Genomic DNA, 24,544 nt, shown 5'->3' with positions numbered 1-24,544 from the left:
GAGGGACATATGAGCGTGACACGCGCCGCACTGCCGAACCGGGGCCTGATGGCCCTCTGCGCCACACTTCTTCTCACGGCAGCCTGCGCCAAAGCGCCTGACATCCCGCAGACCTATGATTTCGGCGGCATCGATCCGCAGCGGCATTTCATGGCCGTGCAGACCGCCAAAGACATGCGCGCCAAGGGCCAGCGCGTTTGGTGCGTGCCCTTCGCCCGCAATGTCAGCGGCATCCAGATTCGCGGCAATGCGGAGACATGGTGGGGCAAGGCCAAAGGGCTTTACCCGCGCGGCGATGATCCCGTCGTCGGTGCCGTGATGGCCTTCAGCGCCACCCGCTCCATGCCGATGGGCCATATCGCTGTGGTTTCCGATATCGTCTCACCCCGCGAAATCCGGGTGGATCACGCCAATTGGAAGCGCAACGAGGTTTCGCTGAAAATGGCGGTGATCGACGTCTCCGACGACAACGACTGGTCCGCCGTGCGCTTGGAAAGCCAGCCCGGCGCCTTTGGCAGCACCTATCCGATCAATGGGTTCATCTACCCCACGGGGGGATAAGCGCCGCCTTGCCACGGCGGGCGGCGGGGCATTTCCTGCCGTTTACCGCGATTGCACCGGGTGACCGCCCGCGCTAGGGATCACCGCAGCGCAATTTAAGGCTCCTCCGATGAAACCTATCCGTCTTATGTCCGGCTTTTTCACTGTCGGGGTCTGGACCCTGCTGAGCCGTGTGCTCGGCTTCCTGCGCGAAGTGCTGCTGCTGTCGCTCATCGGCCCCGGCCCGGTCATGGACGCTTTCGTCGCCGCCTTCCGCCTGCCCAATATGTTCCGCCGCTTCTTTGCCGAGGGCGCGTTCAACGCGGCCTTCGTGCCGATGTTCGCCAAAAAGCTGGAGGGCGAGGAAGGCGCAGGCACATTCGCCCGCGATGCCTTCAACGGCTTGTCACTGGTGGTGTTGGCGCTGACCGCCTCGGGCATGATCTTCATGCCCGGTCTGGTCTGGCTGACCGCCGAAGGCTTCGTCGGAGACCCGCGCTTCGACATGACGGTCGCCTTTGGCCGCATCGCCTTTCCCTATATCCTGTGCATGTCACTGTCCGCGCTGTTCTCGGGCATCCTCAACGCCACGGGACGCTTTGCCGTGGCCGCCGCAGCACCGGTGCTCTTGAACATCTTCGTCATCGCCGCCATGACCTTTGCCGCGCTCACCGGAGGCGAGGTCGCGCTTTGGCTGATCTGGTCGATCCCCGTCGCAGGTGTGGCACAGCTGGCGCTGACATGGCGCGCCGCGGCCCAAGCGGGTTTCCCGCTGCGCCCCTCCCGCCCGCGCTGGACCCCCGACATGCGCGCGATGATCGTCATCGCCCTGCCCGCCGCGCTGGCCTCGGGCGTGATGCAGATCAACCTCGTGGTCGGGCAATTGGTGGCCAGCCAATATGACAAAGCCGTCTCATGGCTCTTCGCCGCCGACCGGCTCTATCAACTGCCCTTGGGCGTGGTGGGCATCGCCGTGGGCATCGTGCTGCTGCCCGACCTGTCGCGCCGCCTGCGGGCCGGAGACGACGCAGGCTCGCAAACCGCGCTCAGCCGCGCCGCCGAAATTTCGCTGGCACTGACGATCCCCTCCTCGGTCGCGCTGATCGTGATCCCCTTCGCGCTGGTCACCGTGCTGTTCGAGCGCGGCGCCTCGGGCGTCGATGACACCGCTGCGATTGCCACGGCGGTAATGGTTTACGGCCTCGGCCTGCCCTCCTTCGTGCTGCAAAAAATCCTGCAACCGGTCTATTTCGCGCGCGAAGACACCCGCCGCCCCTTCCATTTCGCCGTGATCGCCATGGTGGTGAACGCGGTGCTCGCCATCGGCCTTGCCCCCTTCATCGGCTGGATCGCCCCGGCGGTCGCCACGACGCTGGCAGGCTGGACGATGTTTGCCTGCCTCGCCATCGGCGCACGGCGCTTTGGCGACGCCGTCAAATTCGACGCACGGTTCCACAAACGCATCTGGCGCATCCTCATCGCCTCCGCCGCCATGGGCGGCGCGCTCTGGCTGGGCAATGCCGCGCTGCAACCGATGCTTGGCCTTCCGTGGTGGCGCGGGCTGGCGCTGGTGCTGCTGCTTATCATCGCTGCGGTCAGCTACTTCGGTGTCGGCCAGCTGATCGGCGCATTCCGCCTGTCAGAGTTCAAATCGTCAATGCGGCGCGGTTAACGCTGCTGCAACCGCGCCCGCAGTCGCGCCCATTCCCCGGGCGCGACCAGAAAGCTCAGCCCGAAACCACAGATGAACCCCGCCAGTTCCGCCACCCAGAGAAAGCCAGTCTCGAAAAACATACCCCAAAACAGCTGGAGCCCCATCAGCAGCGCGATCAGCGTAAAGGCCTGATACTGCGGTCCGCCCGAGCCCAGCAACCGCCGCCACATCACGAAACTATAGCCACCGATCAGCCCGTAGACATTGGGATAGGCCCCGGCGAGCCAGACCGGATCGTTCAACAGCGCCCCGTAAACCAGCGCCCCGCCGATCCCCGACAACACGAAGATCACCAGAAAGGCCAGTTGTCCCATCGCCTCGGCCACCATCTTGCCCAAGGCCAAAAGCAGCACCACGGCAAAGATCGCATGGGTAAAGCCCAGATGGATGAAGGGGTAAGTCACCACCCGCCAGATATGTTCGATCGGGTACTGGCCTGCGCCAATCATCGCGTCAAAGATCAGCCCCGAAAAGCCAAAGTCGCGCACCAGCGCCAGTCGCCAGCCTACGGCAGCGGGGCCACCCACCAGCCCGGCCTCGGCCAAAGAGAGTACCACCTCGACCCCGGCGATGGCCAGAAACAGAATGACAACCGCGGGCGGCAGCGGGTTCACGGGGGGCTGGAGGTCGGGGTCTTGCATGGGCGCTCCTTGACGGGGTTCGCGGCCAGAAGTAAGCCTGCCGCGCAAGACTTTCCAGCCCAGAGGTGCCTCCAGATGTCCGAGACCCAATTCACCCCGCGCGTGTTTTCCGGCATTCAGCCCTCGGGCGACCTGCATCTGGGCAACTACCTCGGCGCGCTGAAACGTTTCGCCGATGCGCAGGAAAAAGGCGTGCAATCGATCTACTGCATGGTGGACCTGCACGCGATCACGGTCTGGCAAGACCCGACGGACCTGAAGAAAAGCACCCGCGAGCTCTGCGCCGGCTTCATCGCCTCGGGCATCGACCCTGAAAAATCCATCCTAATCAACCAAAGCCAAGTGCCTGAGCACGCGCAGCTGGCTTGGGTCTTCAACTGCGTCGCGCGCATGGGCTGGATGGGCCGCATGACCCAGTGGAAGGACAAGGCCGGCAAAAACGCCGAAGCCGCTTCGCTGGGCCTTTTCGCCTACCCCGCGCTGATGGCCGCCGACATCCTGATCTACCACGCCACCCATGTGCCGGTGGGCGAGGACCAGAAACAGCACCTTGAGCTGACCCGCGACATCGCCGCGAAGTTCAACCACGACTACGGCGTCGACTTCTTCCCGCTCACCGAACCGGTGATCGAAGGCGCGGCCACCCGCGTCATGTCCCTGCGCGACGGGTCCAAGAAAATGTCGAAGTCCGACCCCTCGCCCGCGAGCCGCATCAACCTGACCGACGATGCCAACACAATCGCCAAGAAGTTCCGCAAGGCGAAAACCGACCCCGACGCCCTCCCGTCCGAGGCCGAGGGCCTGAAGGACCGCCCCGAGGCGCGCAACCTCGTGAACATCTACGCCGCCCTCAGCGACCAATCCGTCGATCAGGTGCTGGCGGAGGTTGGCGGCCAGCAATTCGGCACCTTCAAGCCTGCGCTGGCGGAGCTGGCCGTCTCCAGAATGGGCCCGATCACCGCCGAAATGCAGCGCCTGATGGCCGACCCGGCCGAGATCGACCGCATCCTCGCCCGCGGTGCGGAACAAGCGCGCGAGATCACCGCCCCGATCCTCAAACGCACCTATGAGATCGTCGGCATGGTCGGCTAACCACCAAAAACCCTAGCGCCCCCCCAAAGGCGCTAGGGCCACCCCAAGCCCCCCGCTTTCCACCCAAAGCGCCCCCTTCCCCCTTCATCCTTTCCCAAATACCAAATCCCGCACCCACCTCACGCGCCACCGCCCGCGTGAGCCCCCGCGCCATGGACAATCCCGCCGCCCTGCGCCACCTTCCCCGCAAGGATGAAGGGGAGCACAAGATGACCACAGGTTTTTTCTGGGACGAACGCTGCTTTTGGCACGCAGGGGGCAACTACGTCTTTACCATGCCGGTGGGCGGGCTGGTGCAGCCCCTCGCCGCCGGGGGCCTGCCGGAAAACCCCGAGACCAAGCGCCGGATGAAGAACCTGATGGAGGTGACGGGGCTCTTCGCCGAACTCGACACCCGCAGCGCCGCCCCCGCCGACCGGGAAGCCTTGGCGCGGGTGCATCCGGAAACCTATCTTGATGACTTCAAGCGCCTCTCGGATGCGGGAGGTGGTGAGCTGGGCCATGCGGTGCCCTTTGCCCGTGGCGGCTATGAACTGGCCGCGCTCTCGGCTGGCCTGTCCATCGCCGCCATCGATGCCGTGGCGCGAGGCGAGCTTCAGAACGCCTATGCCCTCAGCCGCCCGCCGGGGCACCATTGCCTGCCGGACCTGCCCAACGGTTTCTGCCTTCTCGCCAATATCGCCATCGCCATTGAGGCCGCGCAGGCCAAGGGGCTGGCAAAGCGCGTCGTCGTGCTGGATTGGGACGTGCACCACGGCAATGGGACCGAGGCGATTTATTATGACCGCGATGACGTGCTGACCGCCTCACTCCACCAAGAGGGAAATTACCCCATCAACACCGGCGGCCTGAAGGATCGCGGACGCGGGGCGGGCGAAGGCTATAACATCAACTTGCCGATGCACGCAGGCTCGGGCCATACCGCCTATCTTCATGCGATGGACCGCGTGGTGATCCCGGCGATCGAGGCTTTCGCCCCTGACATGATCATCATCGCCTGCGGCTATGACGCGGCGATCATCGACCCGCTGGCACGGATGCAGGCCACCGCCGAAACCTTTGCCGAGATGACCAAACGCATTCGCAGCACCGCCGAGCGGCTTTGCAATGGCAAGCTGGTGCTGGTGCATGAGGGCGGCTATTCGGAGGCCTATGTCCCCTTCTGCGGCCACGCCACAATCGCCGCACTGAGCGGCAGCGAGATTGACGCGCCGGACCCGATGGCGCGGTCGCTCAACGCGCGCCAACCCTCGCCCGCCTTTGATGCCTTCCTCCGCCAGTCGATTGACGATATGGCGCAGCAACTGGACCTGTAAGAGACCCCGATGCCCGTAGCTGACCCTTCCGCCCTCGCCTTTTTGCAAAACCGCCGCTCGCGCCCGGCCAAGACACTGGGCCTGCCGGTGCCCGATGCCAAGGCCCTGCGCCCGCTTCTGACCGCCGCCGCGCGCACGCCGGATCATGGCAAGTTGGAGCCTTGGCGTTTCGTGGTCATCGACCATGCCGCGATGGCGCGTTTGGCCGAGGTGGTCGAGACACGCGGCGCGGCGCTTGGCCTTGGGGCCGAAGAGATCGCCAAGGGGCGTGGCCAGTTCGATCAGGGCAACCTTGCCGTGGCGGTGATCGAGGTGCAAAAACCCTCACCCAAAATTCCGCCGCTGGAGCAGACCTATTCCGCCGGGGCGGTTTGCCTCGCGCTTCTGAATGCCGCCCTCGCCGCAGGCTGGGGCGCCAATTGGCTGAGCGGTTGGCCCGCCCATGACCGGGGCTTTATGGAAGAGGGTTTGGCTCTCGCCCCGCATGAGCGCATCGCGGGCATCATTCACATCGGCACCGAAACCACCGCGCCGCCGGAGCGTCCGCGCCCGGACATCGACGGGATCACCACATGGCTGTAAGCGCGATCCCCAGGTCATTCACCCGCGCGCTTGGCCAATTGGGCGATGCGCGCTTTCGCAAGGTGGTGCTTTTGGGCGTGGGCCTGTCGCTGGCGCTGCTGATCGCGGCCACGGCGGGCTTTGCCTATCTGGTGGATTGGGTCACCCCCGAAGACGCTTCGCTGCCCGTGCTGGGCGAGGTCAACTGGCTCGACGATCTGCTGAGCTGGAGCGCGCTGATCCTGCTCATGGTGCTGTCGGTCTTTTTGATGGTGCCCGTGGCCTCGGCGATCACCTCGATGTTTCTCGATGAGGTGGCCGATGCGGTGGAAGAGGTGCACTACCCCCATCTGCCCCCCGCGAACCAAGTCGGCATGGGCGACGCCATCCGCGACACGGTCAATTTCATGGGCGTGCTGGTGGGGGCGAACCTGCTGGCGCTGGTGCTTTACCTGCTCTTCGCCCCAGCGGCGCTGTTTATCTTCTGGGGGCTGAACGGGTTTCTGCTGGGGCGGGAGTATTTCACCCTCGCCGCGCTGCGCCGCCACGGGCGGGACGAGACCAAGCGCCTGCGTCGCCGCCATGCGGGCACGATCTGGATGGCCGGGGTGCTGATGGCGGTGCCGCTTTCGGTGCCGCTGCTGAACCTGCTGATCCCGATCCTAGGCGCGGCGACCTTTACCCACCTGTACCATGCGTTGGTGCCGCATTCGGATGCAGCCAGCCTTCGATATCCGCCACGCTGATCCAGCCCGACAGGATGATCGTCGCGCTGATCGCCCAGATGATCGCGGCAACCAGCGTGGTCCACAGCGCCTTGCGGCCCAGATGATGCTGCTCGGGCGCGCCTGCATGGGTGCCCGGCACCACCTCGCCCGCGTCGCCTTGGGTTTGCACCCGGATCGGCAGGGCGATCAGGAATGTCATCGACCAGATGACGGCAAAGAGGACGAGCCCCGAAACGATCCCCATGATCAGACCTCCTCAAGCTCGACGAGCGCGCCGTTGAAATCTTTAGGGTGCAGGAACAATACCGGCTTGCCATGCGCCCCGATCTTCGGCTCGCCTGAGCCCAAGACCCGCGCGCCGGTGGATTTCAGATGGTCCCGCGCGGCGAGGATGTCCTCGACCTCATAGCAGATGTGGTGGATGCCACCCGCCGGGTTCTTTTCCAGAAAGCCGTTGATCGGGCTGTCTTCGCCCAAGGGGTGCAGCAATTCGATCTTGGTGTTCGGCAGTTCGATGAAGATCACGGTCACCCCGTGGTCCGGTTCGGCCTGCGGCGCGCCGACCTTGGCCCCAAGCGCGTGGCGATACTGATCCGCCGCCGCTTCGAGATCCGGCACCGCAATGGCCACATGGTTAAGACGTCCGATCATCCTGAATGCTCCTCGTGATTTGCCAGCTTTATGCCCGTCACCCCGGTAAACAACAATGCGTCACGTTAACGCGTCATTAGCCAACGCGGCGTAACGATGGCGCAGCAGTTGTTGTTGGAGGCGATGATGGACGATACCGACCCCTTTGAAAGACCGACCCTCACCCCCACGGCGGAGCGGCCATTGCTGGGCCTTACCGTTCTGGTGGTGGAAGACAGCCGTTTCGCCTGTGAGGCGATGCGCCTGCTCTGCTTGCGCTCCGGCGCGCGGATCAGACGGGCGGATTGCCTGCGCTCGGCCCGGCGGCATTTGCAGGTTTACCGCCCTACCGTGGCTCTCGTCGACCTTGGCCTGCCCGACGGCAGCGGGTTGGACCTGATTGCCGAACTTGTTCACAGCACACCACGGGTCGAGGCGATCATCGCCATTTCCGGCGACAGCCATATGGAGCCTGACGCCCGTGCGGCGGGGGTGGATGGCTTCCTGTCCAAGCCGATCACCTCGCTGTCCTCCTTTCAGCAAGCCATCCTCGCCGCGCTGTCCGACGACCGCCGCCCCCGGGGGCCGCGCATCCTGCCGGATGAGGATGTCACCCCCGACCGGATCGGCTTCCAAGATGACATCGCCCATATCGCTGACGTGCTGGGGGACGCGCCCGACAATCAAACGCTGGATTACGTCGCGCAATTCCTGTGCGGGGTGGCCCGTTCGGCAAATGATCAACGTTTGGAAGAAGCCGCCCGCGCCTTGGCCCATAAACGCGCCCTCGGCCAACCCGCGGGGCCTGAGACCGCAGCCATCACCGGTATGATCCAACACCGCCTCGCCGAAAAGCTGGCAATCTAGCCCGCGCGGTTAAAGCGTCGGATCCCCGGCCACCCGGACAAGGCGGGTCAGATCGCCAAGCCGCTCTTTCTGTTGCCCCTGCCCGTCGAAATTGCCGGGGGCAAGCCAGACCTCGAACGCCTCTTTCAGCGCGGGCCATTCCGTGTCGATCGCGGCGAACCAAGCCGTGTCGCGATTGCGCCCTTTGACGATGGTTGCCTGCCGAAAGACGCCCTCATAACTCAGCCCCAGACGCTGCGCCGCGCGGCGCGACGGACGGTTGAGCGCGTCGCACTTCCACTCGAACCTGCGATAGCCCACCTCAAAGGCCCAATGCATCATCAGGAATATCGCCTCGGTCGCCGCCGGGGTCTGCTGAAGCGCGGGGCTGAAGTTGATATGACCCACTTCGATGCTGCCCGCCCCGGGCTTGATCCGCAGGAAACTCGCCACGCCCAGCCATTGATCCCGGGCGCGGTCTTTCACCGCCATGAAATAAGGATCGGCCTTTCCCGCATTGTCGCGCACCCAACGGTGGTACTGCGCCGCCGACGAGAATGGCCCGTAGGGCAGATAATCCCAAACGTGATCCTCACCCACATAGGCGGGATAGAGCAGCGCCGCGTGTTTCTCGGCCGAAAGCGGTTCCAGCACCACATGACGGCCGGTGAGCACCTCACCCCCCGGGCGCGGCGGCTCGGACCAATTCTCAACAAGGGGCCCAACGGGGCGCGGGTCAGATTTACTGTTCATGGAAAAGTTATGCACCGGCGTTTTCGAGCCGCCAAGCTGAATAAACCGAAATAATCGCATCAGACCCCAGTCTTGGCCTCCAAGCTACACATTGATGCCACAATCAGCCTTCAGCATCGCCGCAACCGCAAAGGCCCGGGAGGGTGAGATGAGCCAGCACATCAAGGACAGCGCGACACCCGCAAAGCCGGTCGACTGGATCGTTGTGGGCGCGAATGCGCTTGGGCTGGTGGTCGTCGCATTGGCCGCATTTCACGCGCAAACCGGCGGGCTGTTTCAAGAGGTTGCCAGCCAAGCGGCGCAGGGCACGGTCTTCTAAGGCGGGAACCTGCCGGTGGCTGCGGCGTTAGCCACAGGTAACACCAAAGGATTTTCCCATGCCCTCCATCTATGACGCGATCAAAGAAGATCATGATGAACACCGCGCCTTGCTGAACACCATTGCCGACACCGAAGGCGACAGCGCCGAGCGCCGCAAGGCCTGGGATCGCTTTTACCATGACGTGAAATCCCACGCCGCCGCCGAGGAAGAGACCTTTTATTCCACGCTGATGTCCGAAACATGGGGCCAAGATCACGCCCGCCATTCGGTGCATGAGCACCAACAGCTTGACGACATCATGGAGGAATTGCGCGAAACCGATATGTCCTCGTCGGCTTGGCTGACTCGTTTCAAGCAGCTCAAGCACGATTATGAGCATCACATGGATGAGGAAGAAGACGAGCTTTTCACCCGCGCGAAAAAGGTTATCGGCGAGGAACAGAACGATGCCTTCGGCGACAAGTTCCTGAAGCGTAAGGAAAAGGAAGCCAAACTCATCGAGGAAAAGCGCGAAGACAGCCTTGAGGATTGACCCAAGCCGCTCTTCCCTGCTAAATGTGTTCCCTTAACGTTCTTGTGGATATCCAGCCCCGCCGGGCAGGTTGCGGTTGCAAGAAAGCCCGAGGGAACGCAATATATTGGATATGAGCGATAATCCATCACAAGACCTACGCGACTTTCTGGGCAAAGACCGGTTTGGATGCGTCATGGCGGACCCGCCGTGGCGCTTTACCAACCGCACCGGAAAGGTCGCGCCCGAGCATAAGCGCTTGGCCCGTTATCCCACGATGACGGTTGAGGATATCTGCGCCCTGCCCGTGGCCGATCACCTCGAAGACCGCGCGCATTGCTACATGTGGGTGCCAAATGCGCTCCTGCCCGAAGGGTTGCAGGTGCTCAAGGCTTGGGGGTTTGAGTATAAATCCAACATCATTTGGCACAAAATCCGAAAGGATGGCGGCAGTGATGGGCGCGGCGTGGGGTTTTACTTCCGCAATGTGACCGAGATTTTGCTTTTCGGCGTGCGTGGTAAGAACGTGCGCACGCTCGACGCCGGGAGGCGGCAGGTGAACATGCTGCAAACCCGCAAGCGCGAGCATTCGCGCAAGCCGGATGAGCAATATGACCTGATCGAAAGCTGCTCTTGGGGCCCCTACCTCGAACTCTTCGGGCGTGGCGTGCGCGAGGGGTGGACTGTTTGGGGCAATCAGGCCGAGGCGGATTACAAGCCCGATTGGAAGACCTACAGCTACAATTCCAGTGTCGCGGCTGAGTAATCTGGCGCGGCGCATCGACGACGCGGTTTTCGACGACGAAAGGCTTGTCGAAAACCTGCTGCCCGTCGATCTGCGCGACCGCTATTCCGTGACCAGCTACCGCAGCGCCGCCGCAGTGCTGCAACAACGCGCGCCCGAGGAATTGGCCGCGATCATCCGGGTGCTGCGCCAGTTCACCATCAGCCGTGATGAAATCCGGGCACCGGGGGGCAACCGCATGTCGGCCACCACCCGTTTCGCGCAATATGCAGCAGCCGAGAATTTCCATGAGGAAGTGCGGATCAAGGCCGATCTCTTGGTGCAACTCACCGCCGGCAAAGGCGACAGCGCCCCCGAGGTTGACCGCATCATCCGCGAGGATTTCATCCACAACCATATGGTCGATTTCTGGCGTGGCCGGGTGGCGTTCGACTATGAGTGGAACAGCAAGGACCAGACCTATGACCGCGACCTTTACGCCTTTCGCAGCTTCTTTGAAGCGGGGGTGATCGACGTGGGCGTCATCGTGACGCGCGAACTGTCGAATGATTTTTTCAAATCGCTCGGCAATTGCTTGGACAAATTCGGCAATGAGACCGACAAGACCGTCAGCGCGAAATTCGGGGCCAGCACCACCGGCACCCACAAGCTGATCAGCCGCATCGCCGCCGGGCGCAGCGGCGGCTGCCCGGTTCTGGTGCTGGGCATCCTACCGGGCAATATCACCCCCGACTGAGCCGGGGGCGAGGTTTCATTCAGACAGGATCACTCCTGCGGGATGACCCGCAGCCCCAGTTCCATCAGCTGATCGCTGCTGGGCTCGGAAGGGGCGTTCATCATCAGATCTTCGGCACGCTGGTTCATCGGGAAGAGGATGACTTCGCGGATGTTCTGCTCTTCGGCCAGCAGCATGACGATACGGTCGATGCCCGCAGCACAGCCACCGTGCGGCGGCGCGCCGTATTGGAAGGCGTTGACCATGCCGCCGAAACGCTTGCGCACCTCGTCTTCGCCGTAGCCCGCGATCTCAAACGCTTTGAACATGATCTCCGGCTTGTGGTTCCGGATCGCGCCCGAAACCAGCTCGTAGCCGTTGCAGGCGAGGTCATACTGGTAGCCCAGCACCTTGAGCGGGTCGCCCTCCAGCGCTTCCATCCCGCCTTGGGGCATGGAGAAGGGGTTGTGCTCGAAGTCGATCTTGCCGGTCTCTTCGTCGCGCTCGTAGATCGGGAAATCCACGATCCATGCAAAGGCGAAACGCTCCTTGTCGGTGAGGTTCAACTCCTCGCCGATGACGTTACGCGCGCGGCCCGCGACGGCCTCAAAGCTCTTCGGCTTGCCGCCGAGGAAGAAGGCCGCATCGCCGACGCCCAGACCCAATTGCTGGCGGATCGCTTCGGTGCGCTCGGGCCCGATGTTCTTGGCCAGCGGGCCTGCCGCCTCCATTCCGTTGCCCTGATCGCGCCAGAAGATATAGCCCATGCCGGGCAGCCCTTCCTTCTGCGCAAAGGCGTTCATGCGGTCGCAGAACTTGCGGCTGCCGCCTGTGGGCGCGGGGATGGCGCGGATTTCGGTGCCTTCCTGCTCAAGCAGTTTGGCGAAAATCGCGAAGCCGGAATCGCGGAAATGCTCGCTCACCACCTGCATCTTGATCGGGTTGCGCAGGTCGGGCTTGTCGGAGCCATACCACAGCGCGGCATCCTTATAGGAAATCTGCTCCCAAGTCTCGTCGACCTTCTTGCCGCCGCCGAACTCTTCGAAGATGCCTGCGATCACTGGCTGGATCGTGTCGAAGACGTCCTGCTGCGTGACAAAGGACATCTCCATGTCGAGCTGGTAAAAATCGGTGGGCGAGCGGTCGGCGCGCGGGTCTTCGTCGCGGAAGCAGGGCGCGATCTGGAAGTATTTGTCAAAGCCCGAAACCATGAGCAGCTGTTTGAACTGCTGCGGGGCCTGCGGCAGGGCGTAGAACTTGCCCGGATGCAGACGCGACGGCACGAGGAAGTCGCGCGCGCCCTCGGGGGAGGAGGCGGTGATGATCGGCGTCTGGAACTCGCGGAAGTTCTGATCCCACATGCGCTTGCGGATCGAGGCCACCACGTCAGAGCGCAGCGCCATGTTCTTTTGCATCTTCTCCCGGCGCAGGTCGAGGTAGCGATAGCGCAGACGCGTCTCCTCGGGGTATTCCTGATCGCCGAAAACCTGAAGCGGCAGTTCCGCGGCAGAACCCAAGATTTCGATGTCGCGTGCGTAGACTTCGATCTCACCCGTGGGCAACTTGGGGTTCACAAGGCTTTCGTCGCGGGCCTTCACGGTGCCGTCGATGCGCACACACCATTCCGCGCGGACCTTTTCCATCTCGGCGAAGGCCGGGCTGTCGGGGTCGCAGATCACCTGCGTGATGCCGTAATGGTCGCGCAGGTCCAGAAACAGCACACCGCCGTGGTCCCGCACCCGGTGCACCCAGCCGGACAGGCGCACATTGTCACCCTTGTTCTCAAGGCTCAGATCGGCACAGGTATGGCTGCGATAGGCGTGCATGATGGTCCCTTCCTAGGGCTATTTCAGGTTTCGCGCAGGTACACCGTTTGACGGTCGGGAAGTCAAGACTTTGCTGCCACGCGCCCCCACAATAATAGGAGGTTTCCGCGCCTAAACCCCCATCCGGAGTCCTGCGCGATCCCGTTTTGAGGGGTCAGCTAGAGCGCAAGCGCATCCAAAAGCTGATCTCTTTTCGCTTCTGCCTTTGGGATCGATTGGGTGATCTGGCCGCGCTGCATGACGTGGAAATGATCCGCGTTGTTATAGGCAAAATCGAAGTTCTGCTCGACCAGCACGATGGCCAACTCCCCCCGATCCCGCAGAAGCCGGATGGTGCGGCCAATCATCTGGATGATATTGGGCTGAATCCCCTCGGTGGGTTCGTCCAACAGCAGCACGCGGGGCCGCGCGATGAGCGCGCGGGCAATGGAAAGCTGCTGTTGTTGCCCGCCCGAAAGGTCGCCCCCGCGCCGGGTCTTCATCTCAGCGAGGACGGGGAAGAGATCGAAAATGTCGTCCGGGATCTTGCGCTCGGACTTGGGCAGGCAGGCAAAGCCCGTCTCAAGGTTCTCTTGCACGGTCATCAGCGGAAAAATCTCACGCCCCTGCGGCACATATCCGACGCCCGCCTTGGCCGAGAGTGCCGCACGACCCGGCTGCAATTCCACGCCACCAAGCCTGATCGTCCCGTCTGAGAAAGGGTGCCGCCCGGCGATGGCTTTCAGCAGGCTCGTCTTGCCGACCCCATTCGTGCCGGTCACGCAAGTCACCTGCCCCACGGGCGCGTTCAAGGTGATGTCATGGAGGATCTGCGATTGCCCGTATTTCAGGCTCAGGTTCTCAATCTCCAGCATCGGTGCGCCCCAAATAAACGTCAATAACGGTTTGATTGTTGGTCACATGATCCAGTGACCCTTCGGCGAGCACCGATCCTTCGTGCAATACGGTCACCTTGCAGTTCAGCCGCCGCACGAACTCCATATCATGTTCCACCACGATAACAGCGCGGGTCTCGGCCGCCTTTTTCAGGATGTCGGTGGTGTGCTCGCGCTCATGCGCGGTCATGCCCGCGGCGGGCTCATCCACCAGCAGCAGGCGCGGCGATTGCGCAAGCAGCATCCCGATCTCCAGCCATTGTTTTTGGCCGTGGCTCAATTCTCCGGCAGGGCGGGAGAGATGTGCGGTCAGGTTGATCTCATCGGCGATCTGTTCAAGCCGCGCCGCCCCCTCGGCACTCTTGCGATAGAACAGGACCGAGAAGGTGCCCCGCGGGTTCTTGAGCGCCATGGCAAGGTTTTCGCGCACGCTTTGCGCCTCGAAAACCGTGGGCTTTTGAAACTTCCGCCCGATCCCCAGCATGGCGATCTGGCTTTCCGACAGACCGATGAGCGAGCGGCTGTCTTCGCCGAAACGAATATAGCCCTCATCCGGCTTCGTCTTGCCGGTGATGATATCCATGAAGGTGGTTTTGCCCGCCCCATTGGGGCCGATGACGGCCCGCAACTCCGGCTCCCCGATCTGGAGGCTGAGGTTCTTGATCGCCTGAAATCCGTCAAAGGATTTCGAAATTCCGGACATTTCTAAAAGAGAAGTCATGACTTGCGCACCAGTTTGTCAAAGAGGCCGCCGATGCCCTTGGGCGCAAACAGCGTGATAAGTACGAAGCTCAGGCCAAGCAGCACCAGCCACCAGTCGACCCAATGGATCGTATAGACCGCCAGATCGATGCTGGGCGCGCCGCCCCCCGTGAACCAACTGGACAGGAGCGAGACCACCGCCGCCCCGATGACCGCCCCGTAAAGCCGCCCTCGCCCGCCAATGGCGACCCAGACCGCCAGATAGATCGAGGCGATGGGCGCGATCTCAGCCGGGTTGATGATGCCCGCCTGCGGGTAATAGAGCGCGCCCGCGATGCCTGCGACAATGGCAGTGATGGTAAAGACGAAGAGCTTATAGCTTTCCACATGATAGCCGAGGAAACGGACGCGCGATTCATCGTCGCGGATGGCTTGGATGATATTGCCCAGCTTGCTGTCGGTGATCCAAGCGAAGAACAGATAGCCCAATGCGAGCGCCACGGCGGAGGCGAGGAAGAAGACGATTGAGACCACGTCTTGCCCGCTGTCGGCGAAACCGGGGATGTTTTGTAGGCCCGACAGGCCATTGTTGCCCCGCAGCTCGCTGTCGTTCTGGAAGAGGTAAAGCGCCAGCGCCAGTGTCATCGCTTGGGTTAGGATCGACAGGTAGACCCCATTGACGCGGCTGCGGAAGGCAAGCCAGCCAAAGACCAGCGCCAGCGCGCCGGGGATCAGCACGACGAAGGCCAATTGAATCCACAGGCTGTCCGCAAAGGCCCAGATCAGCGGGAATTCGGATGAGCCGACAACGCCGAAAATCTGGTTTCCGATGGCGTCCGATATCTCCTGCGGCGTGGGCGGGATGGTCTGACCAGCGAGGCTGTCGGCCACGATGATTTCGGTGCGCGCATACATGAGCCACATCCCGATGGCGTAGCCCCCGATCCCGAAAAAGGCGAAATGCCCAAGGCTGAGGATACCGCAATACCCCCAGACCACATCCATCGCGATGGCCACGAGGCACAGGCAAAGGGTTTTGCCCAGCGTCTTGACGAAAGAGGTTGAGACAAGCCCGGTGCCGACCGCTTCGGACATCACCGTGACAAGGGCCGTGAACAGGCCCAGCGCGGCGAGGAAGTAGAGAACCGAAGGATTGCGCCCGATGAAGGAACTGCGTTGGCTGTGCGTCTGGGTCATGGCTCAATCCGCCGCTGCCCGGCCTTTGGGGGCGACAATGCCCTTGGGCCGGAATTGAATGAACAGGATGATGAAAAGGATCATGTAGGTCTGGGCCGCCAGCGTGTTGGAGGGGTTCAACCACTCGATCCCCTTTTGCAGGAAGCCGATCAGCCCCGCGCCCGCCAGCGTGCCGAAGACCGATCCGACACCGCCCACCACGACGGTCATGAAGCTTTGCACGATGTAATTCGTGCCCATCTCGGAAGTGACCTGCGCATAAAGCCCGATGCCGACGCCCGCGACCCCGGCGATGCCGGAGCCCAGCCCGAAGGTCATCATGTTGATGCGATCCGGGTTGATCCCCATTGAGGCCGCCATGCCGGGGTTCTGCGTCACCGCGCGCACCTCCAAGCCAAGGCGCGTACGCTTGAGAATATACAGCAGCAAGAACAGAAAGATCAGCGCCAGCACGAAAATGGCGATGCGGATGAAACTGATCTGAACCACATCCGAAATCACCAGCGCCCCGCGCAGCCATTCGGGCGATGTCAGCGGGCGGGCCTGCGTGCCAAAGATGTTCTTGGCGATCTGCTGCAGGGCGATCGAGATGCCGAAGGTCGCCAAAAGAGTCTCAAGCGGGCGATGGTAGAGATGGCGGATCACCAGCCGCTCCATCGCGACGCCCGCGCCAAAGGTGACGACAAAGGCCAGCGGCAGCGCGATCAGAAGCGACACCGTGTAATCGGGAACGATGAGCTGAACCACATAGCCCGTATAGGCCCCCATCATGATAAACTCGCCATGGGCCATGTTGATGACCCCCATCTGCCCAAAGGTGATCGCGAGCCCAATCGCGGCGAGGAAATAGATCGAGGCCAGCGAAAGACCGTCGAGTGTCAAATCCAACGTCTGCGCCCAGCCAACCCGCGTTTCGACCGCGTCGAGCGTGGCGCGGGCCGCGTCGGTGATCGCGGCGTCCTCCTCTGCGTAGCGTTCATAAAAAACTGCGTTCTGCAAAGCGGTGTCGATATCATCCTGCGTTACCAGAGGCGGCACGCGGCCTGCCTCGGCAAGCGCGCGATAGGCATCCACACGCCGCGCCGGGTCATCCAACTGCGCCAGAGGAACGCCGCCCACACGGCCATCGACGATATTGGCTTCCAGCGCCGCGCGTATCTCGCCTTGTGGCACGACTGCGGGGGCGAGGCCCGCCTCGACCAGCGTCTCATAGCTTGCCGAGGGTGCTGCCGTGGGATCAAGAATGCGGGCGATGTTCCCCTCGGGCTGCTGTTCGGCCACGCCGGTCTTGGCCGAAAGGATCTGGCTCAGCACCGCCCGCGCTTCGAGTGAGGTGTCGGAGGACAGGCTTTCAATCGCACGAATGCGCTCATCAGCCGCCTGCCCAAAGCGCGCGGTCAGGAAATTGGCCAATTGCTCCTTGCGCGCGCGCAGGGCGGAGTCATCCTCCCCGTCGAGGGAGGCCAGGAGCGGGCCAAGCTGGCTGGCATCGCTGCGGCGCGCGATGCTTTCAAGCGCGGCGCGGCGGCGCGCAGGATCGGGATCGGACAGTTGAAACTGCACCAAGGCCGTGCCGATGACCCGCCGCACGCCGCCATTGGGGCGCAATTGGCTGAACCCATCCGAGGGCGCAGTGGCCTCTTCGCCCGTATCTATGTCGCGCAGCGCGAGCGTATCATCCGCCTCGGCCCCAAAGTAGAACAGGCCCGAGGTATCGTCTTGCCAGACGTTCCGCTCGACCCATTGCTCCAGAAAGGCTGGCACCTGCGGCAGGCCCGAGACCACCAGATCGTCCAATAGGACACCGACCGATTTACGCGAGGGTTTGACCACCTCTGCTTCGTGGGTCTGCAAAAGGGACTGGAGGTCCTGAGCAGATGCAAAACCGACAGAGGCCAGCAAGCACATCAGGCTGAGCAGCATTCGAACCATGAGGTATGGGGCTTTCGAAGAGGGAGTGGTCAAAACGGATGCCGGGCACGGCTGAGGACGCGCCCGGCTCTTGGGTTCAGTAGTTTGAAGTCAACTGAACGCAGGTCTCGGTCTCTTTGTTGTACATGCCGCATTCGAGGTCTTTCCAGTCGGAGACCAGTACCGCCGATTCAGGCAGGAAATCCGTCCATGCATCGCCCGGCACTTCTTCGGTCTGGCTGATGATGTCGAATTGGCCGTCTTCGGTGATTTCACCGATCAACACAGGCTTGGCGAGGTGGTGATTGGGCAGCATGACAGCCGTCCCGCCGGTGAGGTTGGGGAACTCCTGCCCATACATCGCCGCACGCACCGCATCCACATCCGTGGTGCCTGCTTCAGTGACCGCGTTCACCCACATGTTGAAACCGATGTAATGCGCCTCCATCGGGTCATTGGTCACCCGGTCTTCTCCCATCGCCTCTTTCCACGCGGCGACCCATTCGTCATTCTGCTCGGATTCAGCCGATTGGAAGTAGTTCCACGCCGCGAGGTGCCCCACGAGGTCAGCGGTATCGAGGCCCGAAAGCTCTTCCTCCCCGACCGAGAAGGCGACGACCGGAATGTCATCGGCAGAGATGCCCGCCGCGGCAAGTTCTTTGTAAAAGCCGATATTCGCATCGCCATTGATGGTTGAGATCACGCCCACCTGCGAGCCATCCGCGCCCAGTTCGACCACATCCGACACGATCGTGGACCAATCGGAATGGCCGAAAGGCGTATAGTTGACGAAGATGTTCTCTTCGGGAATGCCCTTATCCAGCAGATATTGCTCAAGAATGTTGTTGGTGGTTCTGGGATAGACATAGTCAGTCCCCAGCAGCGCAAATTTCTCGACGCCCAGTTCCTCAAGGAAATAATCGGTGGCCGGAATCGCCTGCTGGTTCGGGGCCGCACCGGTGTAGAACACATTGCGCGAGCTTTCCTCGCCCTCATATTGGACGGGGTAGAACATCAGGCCGTTCAGCTCTTCCAGAACGGGCAGCGCGGATTTGCGCGAGACCGAGGTCCAAGAGCCAAAGATGACATCCACCTCCGAGACGGTAAGAAGCTCACGCGCCTTTTCGGCGAACAGGGGCCAGTCGGAAGCCGGGTCAACGACAACCGCTTCGATCTCACATCCCAGCAAGCCGCCCGCGGCGTTCTGCTGCGCGATCAGAAGCTCCATCGTGTCTTTCAACGTCGTCTCGGAAATGGCCATCGTCCCCGAGAGGGAGTGCAGCACGCCAACCTTGATCGGATCGTCGCAGGCCGCAGCGGCGGCTGAACCTGCGAGCAGAAGGGCAGCGGTCGCCGTGACTGTGCGTTTGGTGGAAAATTTCATGACGGTATCCCCGTTTGGTGTGCGGAAAAGCAAAGACGCGATGATGCCTCTTCCACACAGCGTTTATTGTTATCGCGCGCGGATGCCCCCCTTGCCGGACAACTCCCTTGGCGCCGCCCCATAGCGAGGCCCCTGCAGCCTCAATTTCAGGGCGCGTTGCAACAAGCCCTAACCCGAGGTCGCTTTCTGCGGCGCAGCAACAACGCCCTTCGATTGGGCAATTTGAGGTGGACCTGCCAAAATTTGGGCGCTGAGCGCATGGATTTGGCACGCGCGGGGCATCGGCCTACGGGTTGCACCACATATTGTGATGTTATAACGTTCTCCATATTATCCATAGCAGAGCCCGCAAACCATGCCCGCCACCGACAAACGCATTCCCGTCACCCTGCTGACCGGCTTCCTCGGCGCGGGGAAAACCACGCTGCTCAATCATATCGTCGCAAGCGAAGAGGCCCCCAAAATCGCAGTCGTCGTGAATGAGTTCGGTGAGGCCGGGCTTGACCACGACCTGATCGAAACCGCCGACGAAGAGGTCATTCTCATGCAATCGGGCTGTCTGTGCTGCTCGATCAGGGGGGATCTGTCGCGGACGCTGCAAGACCTCAAGCGCCGCAGGCAAACGTGGCGTGTGCAATTCGACCGCGTCGTGATCGAGACGACGGGGCTGGCCGATCCCGGCCCCATTCTCCAGACCTTTTTGGCCGATCCCTATCTGGCCCGCAAATTCCGCGTGGACGGGGTTGTGACGGTCGTCGATGCCGCGAATGGGCCGGACACGCTGGATCAGCAGTTCGAAGCCGTCTCGCAGGTGGCGATGGCCGACCTGCTGGTGCTCAGCAAATCCGACTTGGTGACCCAGCAAGCGCTTGCCGCCTTTGAAGGCAGGCTGCGCGACCTCAATCAAACGGCGCGCGTCATCAAGGCCGAACGCGGGCTTATCCCGATTGCATCGCTCTGGGGGCTCAGCGGTATGCGGCGGGCGGTTGATGCGGGCAACGTTATGGAATGGCTCACGCCCGTTCCAGTGGCGGATCCGCTCGACAACCTCTCAGGCTTCGCCGCGCCCACGGCATCCGCGCCTATGATGCAAACCCACCAACATGATGCGCGGATCGGGTCGGCCTCTATCGTGCTAGACGCACCGATCCCGGCCGAGGCTTTCGACCTTTGGCTCGACACGCTGGTCAGGCTGCGCGGGTCCGATCTTTTGCGGGTCAAAGGCATCGTGCATCTGGAAGACGTCCCCACCCCCTTTGTCTTTCACGGGGTCCAGCATCTTTTCGATCCGCCCGTCCCCCTGCGCGACTGGCCAAAGGACGACCAGCAGTCCCGCATTGTCGTCATCGCCCGCGATATGACCAACCCCGAACTGAACCGGAGCCTCGATATGCTGCGCGCCCGGCGCGATGGGCCGGAGCGACAGGCGGGATAGCAGCTTGACCCGGCATGGCTCTTCGGCCACAGATCATGGCGATGGTTTCCAGCCGCCGCAGCGGCGTCTGGGATGAAAAGGGAATACGGTAAGGCAAGAAACGCGCGCCGAAACCGTAACTGCCCCCGCAACTGTGAGCGGTGAGTGACCCCGGCAAAAACCACTGAGCTTAAGGCTTGGGAAGGTTCGGGCGAACGTCGATCCGCGAGTCAGGAGACCTGCCATCACCGGCGCCGAGAGGGGCCGTAACTGCAACTCAACCCAGACGGGGTGTCTGGTTAGGAGAACATGATGGCGACAGGGAAACTCCCCTGCTGTAGAACATGGCTGCTCGATCCCCCGCGCGTTCGCGGAGGGCGACATGGATACGCATCAAAACCACAGGATTACGGTTTGCACCTCATGCAAACACAAAGGCACGGATTGCCGCCCGGGCTTTGACCTGATCCAGAGGCTGAGCGCCGCAATCGCGGCAGCCGGCGCGGCGATCCCTGAGGGTTTCGAGATCGCGGGCGTGGCCTGTATGGCTGGCTGCGATCGCCCCTGCACGGTGGCCTATCACGCCAGCGCAAAGGCGACCTACCTCTTTGGTGATATCGACCCTGACGAAGACATCGACGACCTTGTGGCCTTCGCCCAGCACTATGCCACATTGAATGACGGCTGGTGCTCTTCGCTGGACCGCCCCGGCAAACTGCGCATATCCACCCTTGCGCGGGTGCCTGCGGCGATGATCGAGCTGAAACCCAGCCACCTGCGCGCCTCATGAGGGCTGCCGATCTTGTAGTAAAGGATGTAAGCTGGGCGCCGGCAAAATCGGGCCAGCCGGTTCTGCATTCTACGTCTTTCACCGTCGCAGCGGGTGGCGTTCTGGGTGTGTTGGGGCCGAATGGCGCGGGCAAATCCACCCTCTTACGCCTGCTCTACCGTTTTCAACCGCCCCAAACGGGATCGATCCATGTGGGCGGGCAGGATATTTGGTCCCTCTCCGCCCGTGCCGCCGCGCGGCGCATCGCCGCCGTCTTGCAAGAACAGACGCCGTCTTTTGGGCTGACGGTCTTGGAGATCGTCCGCCTTGGCCGCACGCCTCATCGTGCGGCGTTTTCGTCATCCAGCCGGAAAGACAAGGAGATCATCGACCGCGTGTTGGACCGGCTCAGCCTGCGCCCCCTCGCCCACCGCGATGTCGGCACCCTTTCGGGCGGGGAAAGGCAGCGCGTCATGGTCGCCCGCGCCTTGGCACAGGAGCCGCAGGTCTTGGTTCTGGATGAGCCGACCAATCATCTCGATATACGCCACCAACTTGAAATCGTGTCCCTGATCCGCGAATTGAACATGACCATCGTCGTCTCGCTTCATGATCTCAATATGGCCGATGGAATCTGTGACGAGGTGCTGGTGCTGAAAGAAGGCTATCCGCAGGGCTTCGGCCCGCCAAATACGGTTCTGACCGATGATCTCGTCTCAAAAACATTTCGCGTCGACGCGCAGCGCGAGCGGCTCACCCCCAGCGGCGCGGCGCATTTCTCTTTTGCCCTTCCAGATTGAAACGGAAAACTCTTATGAAACTTACTCTCACCACCCTCGCCGCCCTGATGATCGCCGGATCGGCCTTTGCCCAGACCACCGTGCAAAGCTGCGACCGCGAAGTCACCCTCGATCACCCGCCCCAAGCTGCGGTCGCCAATGACGTGAACCTGCTGGAGATGATGCTCGTGCTTGGCCTTGCAGACCGCATGGTGGGCTATACCGGCATCTCGGGCTGGAACAAACTGGACCAAGAGATGACCGCAGGTGTCGCGGCGCTGCCGGAACTGTCGTCGAAATACCCCTCGCGGGAGGTGCTGATCGGGTCGCATGCCGACTTCTTCTTTGCCGGTTGGAACTACGGCATGAAGGTCGGCGGCGAGGTGACGCCGGAAACGCTCGCCCCCTTCGGCATCCAAGTCTACGAACTCACCGAAAGCTGCATCCATATCGGGCAAAAAGCCCCATCCTCGATGGAGGATATGTATAACGATCTGCGCAATCTCGGCACGATCTTCGCCGTCTCGGATCGCGCCGAGCGCTTGATCGAAGGCTACCAAGCCAAGCTCGACGCATTCCTTACGGCGCTGCCCCCGCTTGAGACCGCCCCCCGGGTCTTTGTCTATGACAGCGGCGAAGATGTGCCCTTCACCGCCGGGGCCTATGCCATGCCGAACGCCTTGATCGAGGCCGCAGGCGGCACGAACATCATGAACGACCTTGAGAAAAGCTGGGCCACCGTCGGTTGGGAGGCCGTGGTCGCGCGCGATCCCGAAGTCATCGTGATCGTCAATTACGGCGAAGTCACCGCCGATCAAAAGCGCGCCTTCATGATGGAGAACCCCGCCTTCGCCGACATCGACGCCGTGCGCAACGACCGTTTCGTCGTGCTGGAATATGTCGAGGCCACGCCCGGTCCGCGCAACATTGAAGCGGTCAAAACCCTCGCCACTGCGTTTCGGGGGCAGTGAGCATTCATGACGTTTAAACCGCGATCGATAGCGCCTCGGAAACCCACGCGGGGGGTGTGGATCACTTGCCTGTTCGGCATGGCGATCCTGCTGGCATCGCTGTCGATTGCGGTGAGCGTGGGGGCCGTCGTGGTCCCCGTCGAAACCGTCTGGGGCATCTTGGTCAACAAGGCCGCCCCCGGCGCCATGGCCGTGGACTGGTCCGGCGGGCGGGAGGCCATCGTCTGGAACATCCGCCTGCCGAGGGCCATCCTCGCCTGTCTCGTCGGGGCGGGATTGGCGATCGTCGGCGCAAGCCTTCAGGCCGTCACCCGCAATCCGCTAGCAGACCCGCATCTGCTGGGCATTTCGGCAGGCGGCGCATTTGGCGCCATTCTGGCCCTACTGCACACGGGGCTGTTCCTCGGAGGGCTCACCGTCCCCCTGCTCGCCTTCCTCGGCTCGCTCGGGGCGATACTGATCGTTCTTGCCGTCACGCAATTCGCGGCCGCCACCAGCGCCGACCGGCTGGTCTTGGCTGGCGTCGCCGTGTCCTTCATCGTCATGTCCGCCGCCAATGTGCTGATTTTCCTCGGCGATCCACGGGCAACACATACGGTCGTGTTCTGGATGCTCGGCGGCCTCGGCTTGGCGGGATGGGATCAGCTTATCTACCCCGCCGTGATCCTGCTGGGCTGCGGCGCCTATCTCTGGTTCAGATCCGGCCACCTGAACGCCATGACCGTCGGCGATGAAACCGCCACCACCCTCGGTATCCCCGTGGCACGTTTCCGGCTCACGATATTCGTCATTGGCGCCCTGATCACGGGGGTCATGGTCGCTTTCTCAGGCGTGATCGGCTTCGTCGGCCTGATGATCCCCCACATCGTGCGCCTCATGGTCGGCGGCGACTACCGCCGCCTGCTGCCCATCTCAGCCCTATGCGGCGCCGTGTTCCTTTTATGGGCGGACATCGTGGCCAGAACCATCATGGCCCCCGACGATATGCCCATCGGCATCGTTACGGGACTGATCGGCGGCGTGTTTTTCGTCTGCTTGCTGCGGCGCCAGATACGGTGAGGCGCATAACAATGAGAGATGCTGCAACCGAGCGCTGAACTGCTGACCCGCCCCTTTGCTAAACTCTCTTTCCTTCTACCGACGCAAATAGTCCTCTTCGCAAAGCCGGCGGAACACGAATTTGAACAGGGGCAGAGCAAAGGGACATCCCCTCAAATGCAGAAAGACCCGCCGGCAAGGGCGGGTCTTTCTGAAAGCGATACTTCGCTAATATTGGTTGCGGGAGTAGGATTTGAACCTACGACCTTCAGGTTATGAGCCTGACGAGCTACCGGGCTGCTCCATCCCGCGCCAATGCCCTTCGTTTAGACTTATAGTGCGGGAGCTGCAAGCGCATTCGAACGAAAAAAGGTAATTTTTCTTGAGATTTTTTCCGGCACGCTTAACGTTCGCGCCGCCAAAGTTCGCTGGCCGCCGGAAAGCCCCCCCCAAACGCAAAACCGCCGCAGCTTTGAGCTGCGGCGGTTTTGTTATTCTGATCATCGTAGAGAGATACTATAGTCTAGGAACTTATTAGGTTTGGCGATGACCTACTCTCCCACG

At 62.2% G+C, this 24,544-nt stretch carries 26 protein-coding genes, 1 tRNA gene and 1 riboswitch; of the genes, 16 read left to right on the top strand and 11 right to left on the bottom strand.

Translation table 11 applies throughout. The features are described 5' to 3' along the window. Positions 1 to 9 precede the first annotated feature (9 nt). Positions 10 to 561 carry a CHAP domain-containing protein gene (locus ACGYLX_RS14970; RefSeq protein WP_394412617.1) on the top strand — a complete coding sequence of 184 codons (552 nt, stop codon included), beginning with the start codon at positions 10 to 12 and terminating at the stop codon, positions 559 to 561. 109 nt (positions 562 to 670) lie between these two features. Continuing rightward, positions 671 to 2,212 carry a murein biosynthesis integral membrane protein MurJ gene (murJ, locus tag ACGYLX_RS14965; RefSeq protein WP_394450437.1) on the top strand — a complete coding sequence of 514 codons (1,542 nt, stop codon included), beginning with the start codon at positions 671 to 673 and terminating at the stop codon, positions 2,210 to 2,212. Here the strand turns inward: murJ and ACGYLX_RS14960 are convergent. Beyond that, positions 2,209 to 2,895, bottom strand: coding sequence for a rhomboid family intramembrane serine protease (locus ACGYLX_RS14960; protein WP_394419918.1), 687 nt, complete (start codon positions 2,893 to 2,895; stop codon positions 2,209 to 2,211). The genes murJ and ACGYLX_RS14960 overlap by 4 nt on opposite strands. A 75-nt stretch (positions 2,896 to 2,970) precedes the next feature. On the opposite strand from ACGYLX_RS14960, the gene trpS reads away from it, so the two are divergent. The 4 genes from trpS (at position 2,971) to ACGYLX_RS14940 (ending at position 6,610) form a co-directional block, all read left to right on the top strand. Next, entirely contained in the window at positions 2,971 to 3,987 is a 1,017-nt protein-coding gene (trpS, locus tag ACGYLX_RS14955) for a tryptophan--tRNA ligase (protein ID WP_394450435.1), read from the top strand. Positions 3,988 to 4,196: 209 nt separating this feature from the next. Further along, entirely contained in the window at positions 4,197 to 5,303 is a 1,107-nt protein-coding gene (locus ACGYLX_RS14950; RefSeq protein WP_394450433.1) for a class II histone deacetylase, read from the top strand. A 9-nt stretch (positions 5,304 to 5,312) separates the two neighbouring features. Further along, on the top strand, positions 5,313 to 5,885 hold the full coding sequence (locus ACGYLX_RS14945; protein WP_394450431.1) for a nitroreductase family protein: 573 nt from the start codon (positions 5,313 to 5,315) through the stop codon (positions 5,883 to 5,885). After that, entirely contained in the window at positions 5,876 to 6,610 is a 735-nt protein-coding gene (locus tag ACGYLX_RS14940) for an EI24 domain-containing protein (RefSeq protein WP_394450429.1), read from the top strand. Before ACGYLX_RS14945 ends, ACGYLX_RS14940 begins: the two co-directional genes overlap by 10 nt. Here the strand turns inward: ACGYLX_RS14940 and ACGYLX_RS14935 are convergent. Further along, positions 6,543 to 6,836, bottom strand: coding sequence for a DUF1467 family protein (locus ACGYLX_RS14935; RefSeq protein WP_067261517.1), 294 nt, complete (start codon positions 6,834 to 6,836; stop codon positions 6,543 to 6,545). The two genes, ACGYLX_RS14940 and ACGYLX_RS14935, sit on opposite strands and share 68 nt — an antisense overlap. A gap of 2 nt (positions 6,837 to 6,838) precedes the next feature. Further along, the gene (gene mce, locus ACGYLX_RS14930; protein WP_067261515.1) at positions 6,839 to 7,243 is read right to left on the bottom strand and encodes a methylmalonyl-CoA epimerase; all 405 of its coding nucleotides are present in this window, start codon (positions 7,241 to 7,243) and stop codon (positions 6,839 to 6,841) included. Between the two features lie 126 nt (positions 7,244 to 7,369). On the opposite strand from mce, the gene ACGYLX_RS14925 reads away from it, so the two are divergent. After that, positions 7,370 to 8,089, top strand: a complete 720-nt coding sequence (locus tag ACGYLX_RS14925; protein WP_394450626.1) for a response regulator — start codon at positions 7,370 to 7,372, stop codon at positions 8,087 to 8,089. A 9-nt stretch (positions 8,090 to 8,098) separates the two neighbouring features. Here the strand turns inward: ACGYLX_RS14925 and ACGYLX_RS14920 are convergent, their stop codons facing one another. Continuing rightward, positions 8,099 to 8,821, bottom strand: a complete 723-nt coding sequence (locus tag ACGYLX_RS14920; protein WP_394450427.1) for a GNAT family N-acetyltransferase — start codon at positions 8,819 to 8,821, stop codon at positions 8,099 to 8,101. A gap of 148 nt (positions 8,822 to 8,969) precedes the next feature. Between ACGYLX_RS14920 and ACGYLX_RS14915 the strand changes: the two genes are divergently transcribed. The 4 genes from ACGYLX_RS14915 to ACGYLX_RS14900 all read left to right on the top strand — a co-directional run bounded on the left by ACGYLX_RS14915 (position 8,970) and on the right by ACGYLX_RS14900 (position 11,135). Continuing rightward, the gene (locus tag ACGYLX_RS14915; RefSeq protein WP_394432070.1) at positions 8,970 to 9,140 is read left to right on the top strand and encodes a hypothetical protein; all 171 of its coding nucleotides are present in this window, start codon (positions 8,970 to 8,972) and stop codon (positions 9,138 to 9,140) included. A gap of 58 nt (positions 9,141 to 9,198) precedes the next feature. After that, the gene (locus tag ACGYLX_RS14910) at positions 9,199 to 9,675 is read left to right on the top strand and encodes a hemerythrin domain-containing protein (protein ID WP_067261510.1); all 477 of its coding nucleotides are present in this window, start codon (positions 9,199 to 9,201) and stop codon (positions 9,673 to 9,675) included. 112 nt (positions 9,676 to 9,787) lie between these two features. Next, positions 9,788 to 10,420 carry an MT-A70 family methyltransferase gene (locus ACGYLX_RS14905; RefSeq protein ID WP_067261508.1) on the top strand — a complete coding sequence of 211 codons (633 nt, stop codon included), beginning with the start codon at positions 9,788 to 9,790 and terminating at the stop codon, positions 10,418 to 10,420. Continuing rightward, positions 10,404 to 11,135: a BglII/BstYI family type II restriction endonuclease gene (locus tag ACGYLX_RS14900; RefSeq protein ID WP_394450425.1), complete on the top strand. Its 732-nt coding sequence runs from the start codon at positions 10,404 to 10,406 to the stop codon at positions 11,133 to 11,135. The genes ACGYLX_RS14905 and ACGYLX_RS14900 overlap by 17 nt, the downstream gene beginning before the upstream one ends. Before the next feature lie 29 nt (positions 11,136 to 11,164). Here ACGYLX_RS14900 and aspS read toward each other — a convergent pair whose 3' ends face one another. The 6 genes from aspS to urtA all read right to left on the bottom strand — a co-directional run bounded on the left by aspS (position 11,165) and on the right by urtA (position 19,009). Further along, positions 11,165 to 12,940, bottom strand: a complete 1,776-nt coding sequence (gene aspS / locus ACGYLX_RS14895) for an aspartate--tRNA ligase (protein WP_271692371.1) — start codon at positions 12,938 to 12,940, stop codon at positions 11,165 to 11,167. Between the two features lie 158 nt (positions 12,941 to 13,098). Next, a complete protein-coding gene (urtE, locus tag ACGYLX_RS14890; protein ID WP_394450422.1) occupies positions 13,099 to 13,794 on the bottom strand; it encodes an urea ABC transporter ATP-binding subunit UrtE in 696 nt (231 codons plus the stop codon). Then, the gene (gene urtD, locus ACGYLX_RS14885; RefSeq protein ID WP_209219783.1) at positions 13,781 to 14,536 is read right to left on the bottom strand and encodes an urea ABC transporter ATP-binding protein UrtD; all 756 of its coding nucleotides are present in this window, start codon (positions 14,534 to 14,536) and stop codon (positions 13,781 to 13,783) included. The genes urtE and urtD overlap by 14 nt, the downstream gene beginning before the upstream one ends. Continuing rightward, a complete protein-coding gene (gene urtC, locus ACGYLX_RS14880) occupies positions 14,533 to 15,714 on the bottom strand; it encodes an urea ABC transporter permease subunit UrtC (protein WP_394450421.1) in 1,182 nt (393 codons plus the stop codon). Before urtC ends, urtD begins: the two co-directional genes overlap by 4 nt. A 3-nt stretch (positions 15,715 to 15,717) precedes the next feature. After that, positions 15,718 to 17,646 carry an urea ABC transporter permease subunit UrtB gene (urtB, locus tag ACGYLX_RS14875; protein ID WP_394450419.1) on the bottom strand — a complete coding sequence of 643 codons (1,929 nt, stop codon included), beginning with the start codon at positions 17,644 to 17,646 and terminating at the stop codon, positions 15,718 to 15,720. A gap of 76 nt (positions 17,647 to 17,722) precedes the next feature. Then, complete coding sequence (urtA, locus tag ACGYLX_RS14870; protein ID WP_168613474.1) at positions 17,723 to 19,009, bottom strand: urea ABC transporter substrate-binding protein; 1,287 nt, start codon at positions 19,007 to 19,009, stop codon at positions 17,723 to 17,725. A 355-nt stretch (positions 19,010 to 19,364) separates the two neighbouring features. On the opposite strand from urtA, the gene ACGYLX_RS14865 reads away from it, so the two are divergent. From ACGYLX_RS14865 to ACGYLX_RS14845, 5 genes are all read left to right on the top strand, one after another. Further along, positions 19,365 to 20,444: a CobW family GTP-binding protein gene (locus tag ACGYLX_RS14865; RefSeq protein ID WP_394450416.1), complete on the top strand. Its 1,080-nt coding sequence runs from the start codon at positions 19,365 to 19,367 to the stop codon at positions 20,442 to 20,444. Positions 20,445 to 20,469: 25 nt separating this feature from the next. Next, positions 20,470 to 20,685, top strand: a riboswitch (cobalamin riboswitch). A 120-nt stretch (positions 20,686 to 20,805) separates the two neighbouring features. Continuing rightward, positions 20,806 to 21,213 carry a DUF1636 domain-containing protein gene (locus tag ACGYLX_RS14860; RefSeq protein WP_168613367.1) on the top strand — a complete coding sequence of 136 codons (408 nt, stop codon included), beginning with the start codon at positions 20,806 to 20,808 and terminating at the stop codon, positions 21,211 to 21,213. Beyond that, positions 21,210 to 21,992, top strand: coding sequence for an ABC transporter ATP-binding protein (locus ACGYLX_RS14855; RefSeq protein WP_168613368.1), 783 nt, complete (start codon positions 21,210 to 21,212; stop codon positions 21,990 to 21,992). The genes ACGYLX_RS14860 and ACGYLX_RS14855 overlap by 4 nt, the downstream gene beginning before the upstream one ends. Positions 21,993 to 22,006: 14 nt before the next feature. Then, positions 22,007 to 22,942, top strand: a complete 936-nt coding sequence (locus ACGYLX_RS14850; RefSeq protein ID WP_394450413.1) for an ABC transporter substrate-binding protein — start codon at positions 22,007 to 22,009, stop codon at positions 22,940 to 22,942. A gap of 78 nt (positions 22,943 to 23,020) precedes the next feature. Continuing rightward, positions 23,021 to 24,001, top strand: coding sequence for a FecCD family ABC transporter permease (locus tag ACGYLX_RS14845; protein WP_394450624.1), 981 nt, complete (start codon positions 23,021 to 23,023; stop codon positions 23,999 to 24,001). A 214-nt stretch (positions 24,002 to 24,215) separates the two neighbouring features. Here the strand turns inward: ACGYLX_RS14845 and ACGYLX_RS14840 are convergent. After that, positions 24,216 to 24,292: transfer RNA gene (locus ACGYLX_RS14840), tRNA-Met, on the bottom strand. Between the last annotated feature and the right edge of the window lie 252 nt (positions 24,293 to 24,544).

Source organism: Sulfitobacter sp. 1A13496 (genome assembly GCF_043557225.1).
GTDB classification, from domain to species: Bacteria; Pseudomonadota; Alphaproteobacteria; order Rhodobacterales; family Rhodobacteraceae; genus Sulfitobacter; species Sulfitobacter faviae.
Note: the sequence above shows the minus strand (reverse complement) of the source record. Positions and strands in the feature narration are given on the sequence as shown.

Excerpts from the sequence above, each read along its gene's own strand:
- ACGYLX_RS14970 (WP_394412617.1), top strand. The coding sequence starts at position 10 with ATGAGCGTGACACGCGCCGCACTGCCGAACCGGGGCCTGATGGCCCTC.
- murJ (WP_394450437.1), top strand. The coding sequence starts at position 671 with ATGAAACCTATCCGTCTTATGTCCGGCTTTTTCACTGTCGGGGTCTGG.
- ACGYLX_RS14960 (WP_394419918.1), bottom strand. The coding sequence starts at position 2,895 with ATGCAAGACCCCGACCTCCAGCCCCCCGTGAACCCGCTGCCGCCCGCG.
- trpS (WP_394450435.1), top strand. The coding sequence starts at position 2,971 with ATGTCCGAGACCCAATTCACCCCGCGCGTGTTTTCCGGCATTCAGCCC.
- ACGYLX_RS14950 (WP_394450433.1), top strand. The coding sequence starts at position 4,197 with ATGACCACAGGTTTTTTCTGGGACGAACGCTGCTTTTGGCACGCAGGG.
- ACGYLX_RS14945 (WP_394450431.1), top strand. The coding sequence starts at position 5,313 with ATGCCCGTAGCTGACCCTTCCGCCCTCGCCTTTTTGCAAAACCGCCGC.
- ACGYLX_RS14940 (WP_394450429.1), top strand. The coding sequence starts at position 5,876 with ATGGCTGTAAGCGCGATCCCCAGGTCATTCACCCGCGCGCTTGGCCAA.
- ACGYLX_RS14935 (WP_067261517.1), bottom strand. The coding sequence starts at position 6,836 with ATGGGGATCGTTTCGGGGCTCGTCCTCTTTGCCGTCATCTGGTCGATG.
- mce (WP_067261515.1), bottom strand. The coding sequence starts at position 7,243 with ATGATCGGACGTCTTAACCATGTGGCCATTGCGGTGCCGGATCTCGAA.
- ACGYLX_RS14925 (WP_394450626.1), top strand. The coding sequence starts at position 7,370 with ATGGACGATACCGACCCCTTTGAAAGACCGACCCTCACCCCCACGGCG.
- ACGYLX_RS14920 (WP_394450427.1), bottom strand. The coding sequence starts at position 8,821 with ATGAACAGTAAATCTGACCCGCGCCCCGTTGGGCCCCTTGTTGAGAAT.
- ACGYLX_RS14915 (WP_394432070.1), top strand. The coding sequence starts at position 8,970 with ATGAGCCAGCACATCAAGGACAGCGCGACACCCGCAAAGCCGGTCGAC.
- ACGYLX_RS14910 (WP_067261510.1), top strand. The coding sequence starts at position 9,199 with ATGCCCTCCATCTATGACGCGATCAAAGAAGATCATGATGAACACCGC.
- ACGYLX_RS14905 (WP_067261508.1), top strand. The coding sequence starts at position 9,788 with ATGAGCGATAATCCATCACAAGACCTACGCGACTTTCTGGGCAAAGAC.
- aspS (WP_271692371.1), bottom strand. The coding sequence starts at position 12,940 with ATGCACGCCTATCGCAGCCATACCTGTGCCGATCTGAGCCTTGAGAAC.
- urtE (WP_394450422.1), bottom strand. The coding sequence starts at position 13,794 with ATGCTGGAGATTGAGAACCTGAGCCTGAAATACGGGCAATCGCAGATC.
- urtD (WP_209219783.1), bottom strand. The coding sequence starts at position 14,536 with ATGACTTCTCTTTTAGAAATGTCCGGAATTTCGAAATCCTTTGACGGA.
- urtC (WP_394450421.1), bottom strand. The coding sequence starts at position 15,714 with ATGACCCAGACGCACAGCCAACGCAGTTCCTTCATCGGGCGCAATCCT.
- urtB (WP_394450419.1), bottom strand. The coding sequence starts at position 17,646 with ATGGTTCGAATGCTGCTCAGCCTGATGTGCTTGCTGGCCTCTGTCGGT.
- urtA (WP_168613474.1), bottom strand. The coding sequence starts at position 19,009 with ATGAAATTTTCCACCAAACGCACAGTCACGGCGACCGCTGCCCTTCTG.
- ACGYLX_RS14865 (WP_394450416.1), top strand. The coding sequence starts at position 19,365 with ATGCCCGCCACCGACAAACGCATTCCCGTCACCCTGCTGACCGGCTTC.
- ACGYLX_RS14860 (WP_168613367.1), top strand. The coding sequence starts at position 20,806 with ATGGATACGCATCAAAACCACAGGATTACGGTTTGCACCTCATGCAAA.
- ACGYLX_RS14855 (WP_168613368.1), top strand. The coding sequence starts at position 21,210 with ATGAGGGCTGCCGATCTTGTAGTAAAGGATGTAAGCTGGGCGCCGGCA.
- ACGYLX_RS14850 (WP_394450413.1), top strand. The coding sequence starts at position 22,007 with ATGAAACTTACTCTCACCACCCTCGCCGCCCTGATGATCGCCGGATCG.
- ACGYLX_RS14845 (WP_394450624.1), top strand. The coding sequence starts at position 23,021 with ATGGCGATCCTGCTGGCATCGCTGTCGATTGCGGTGAGCGTGGGGGCC.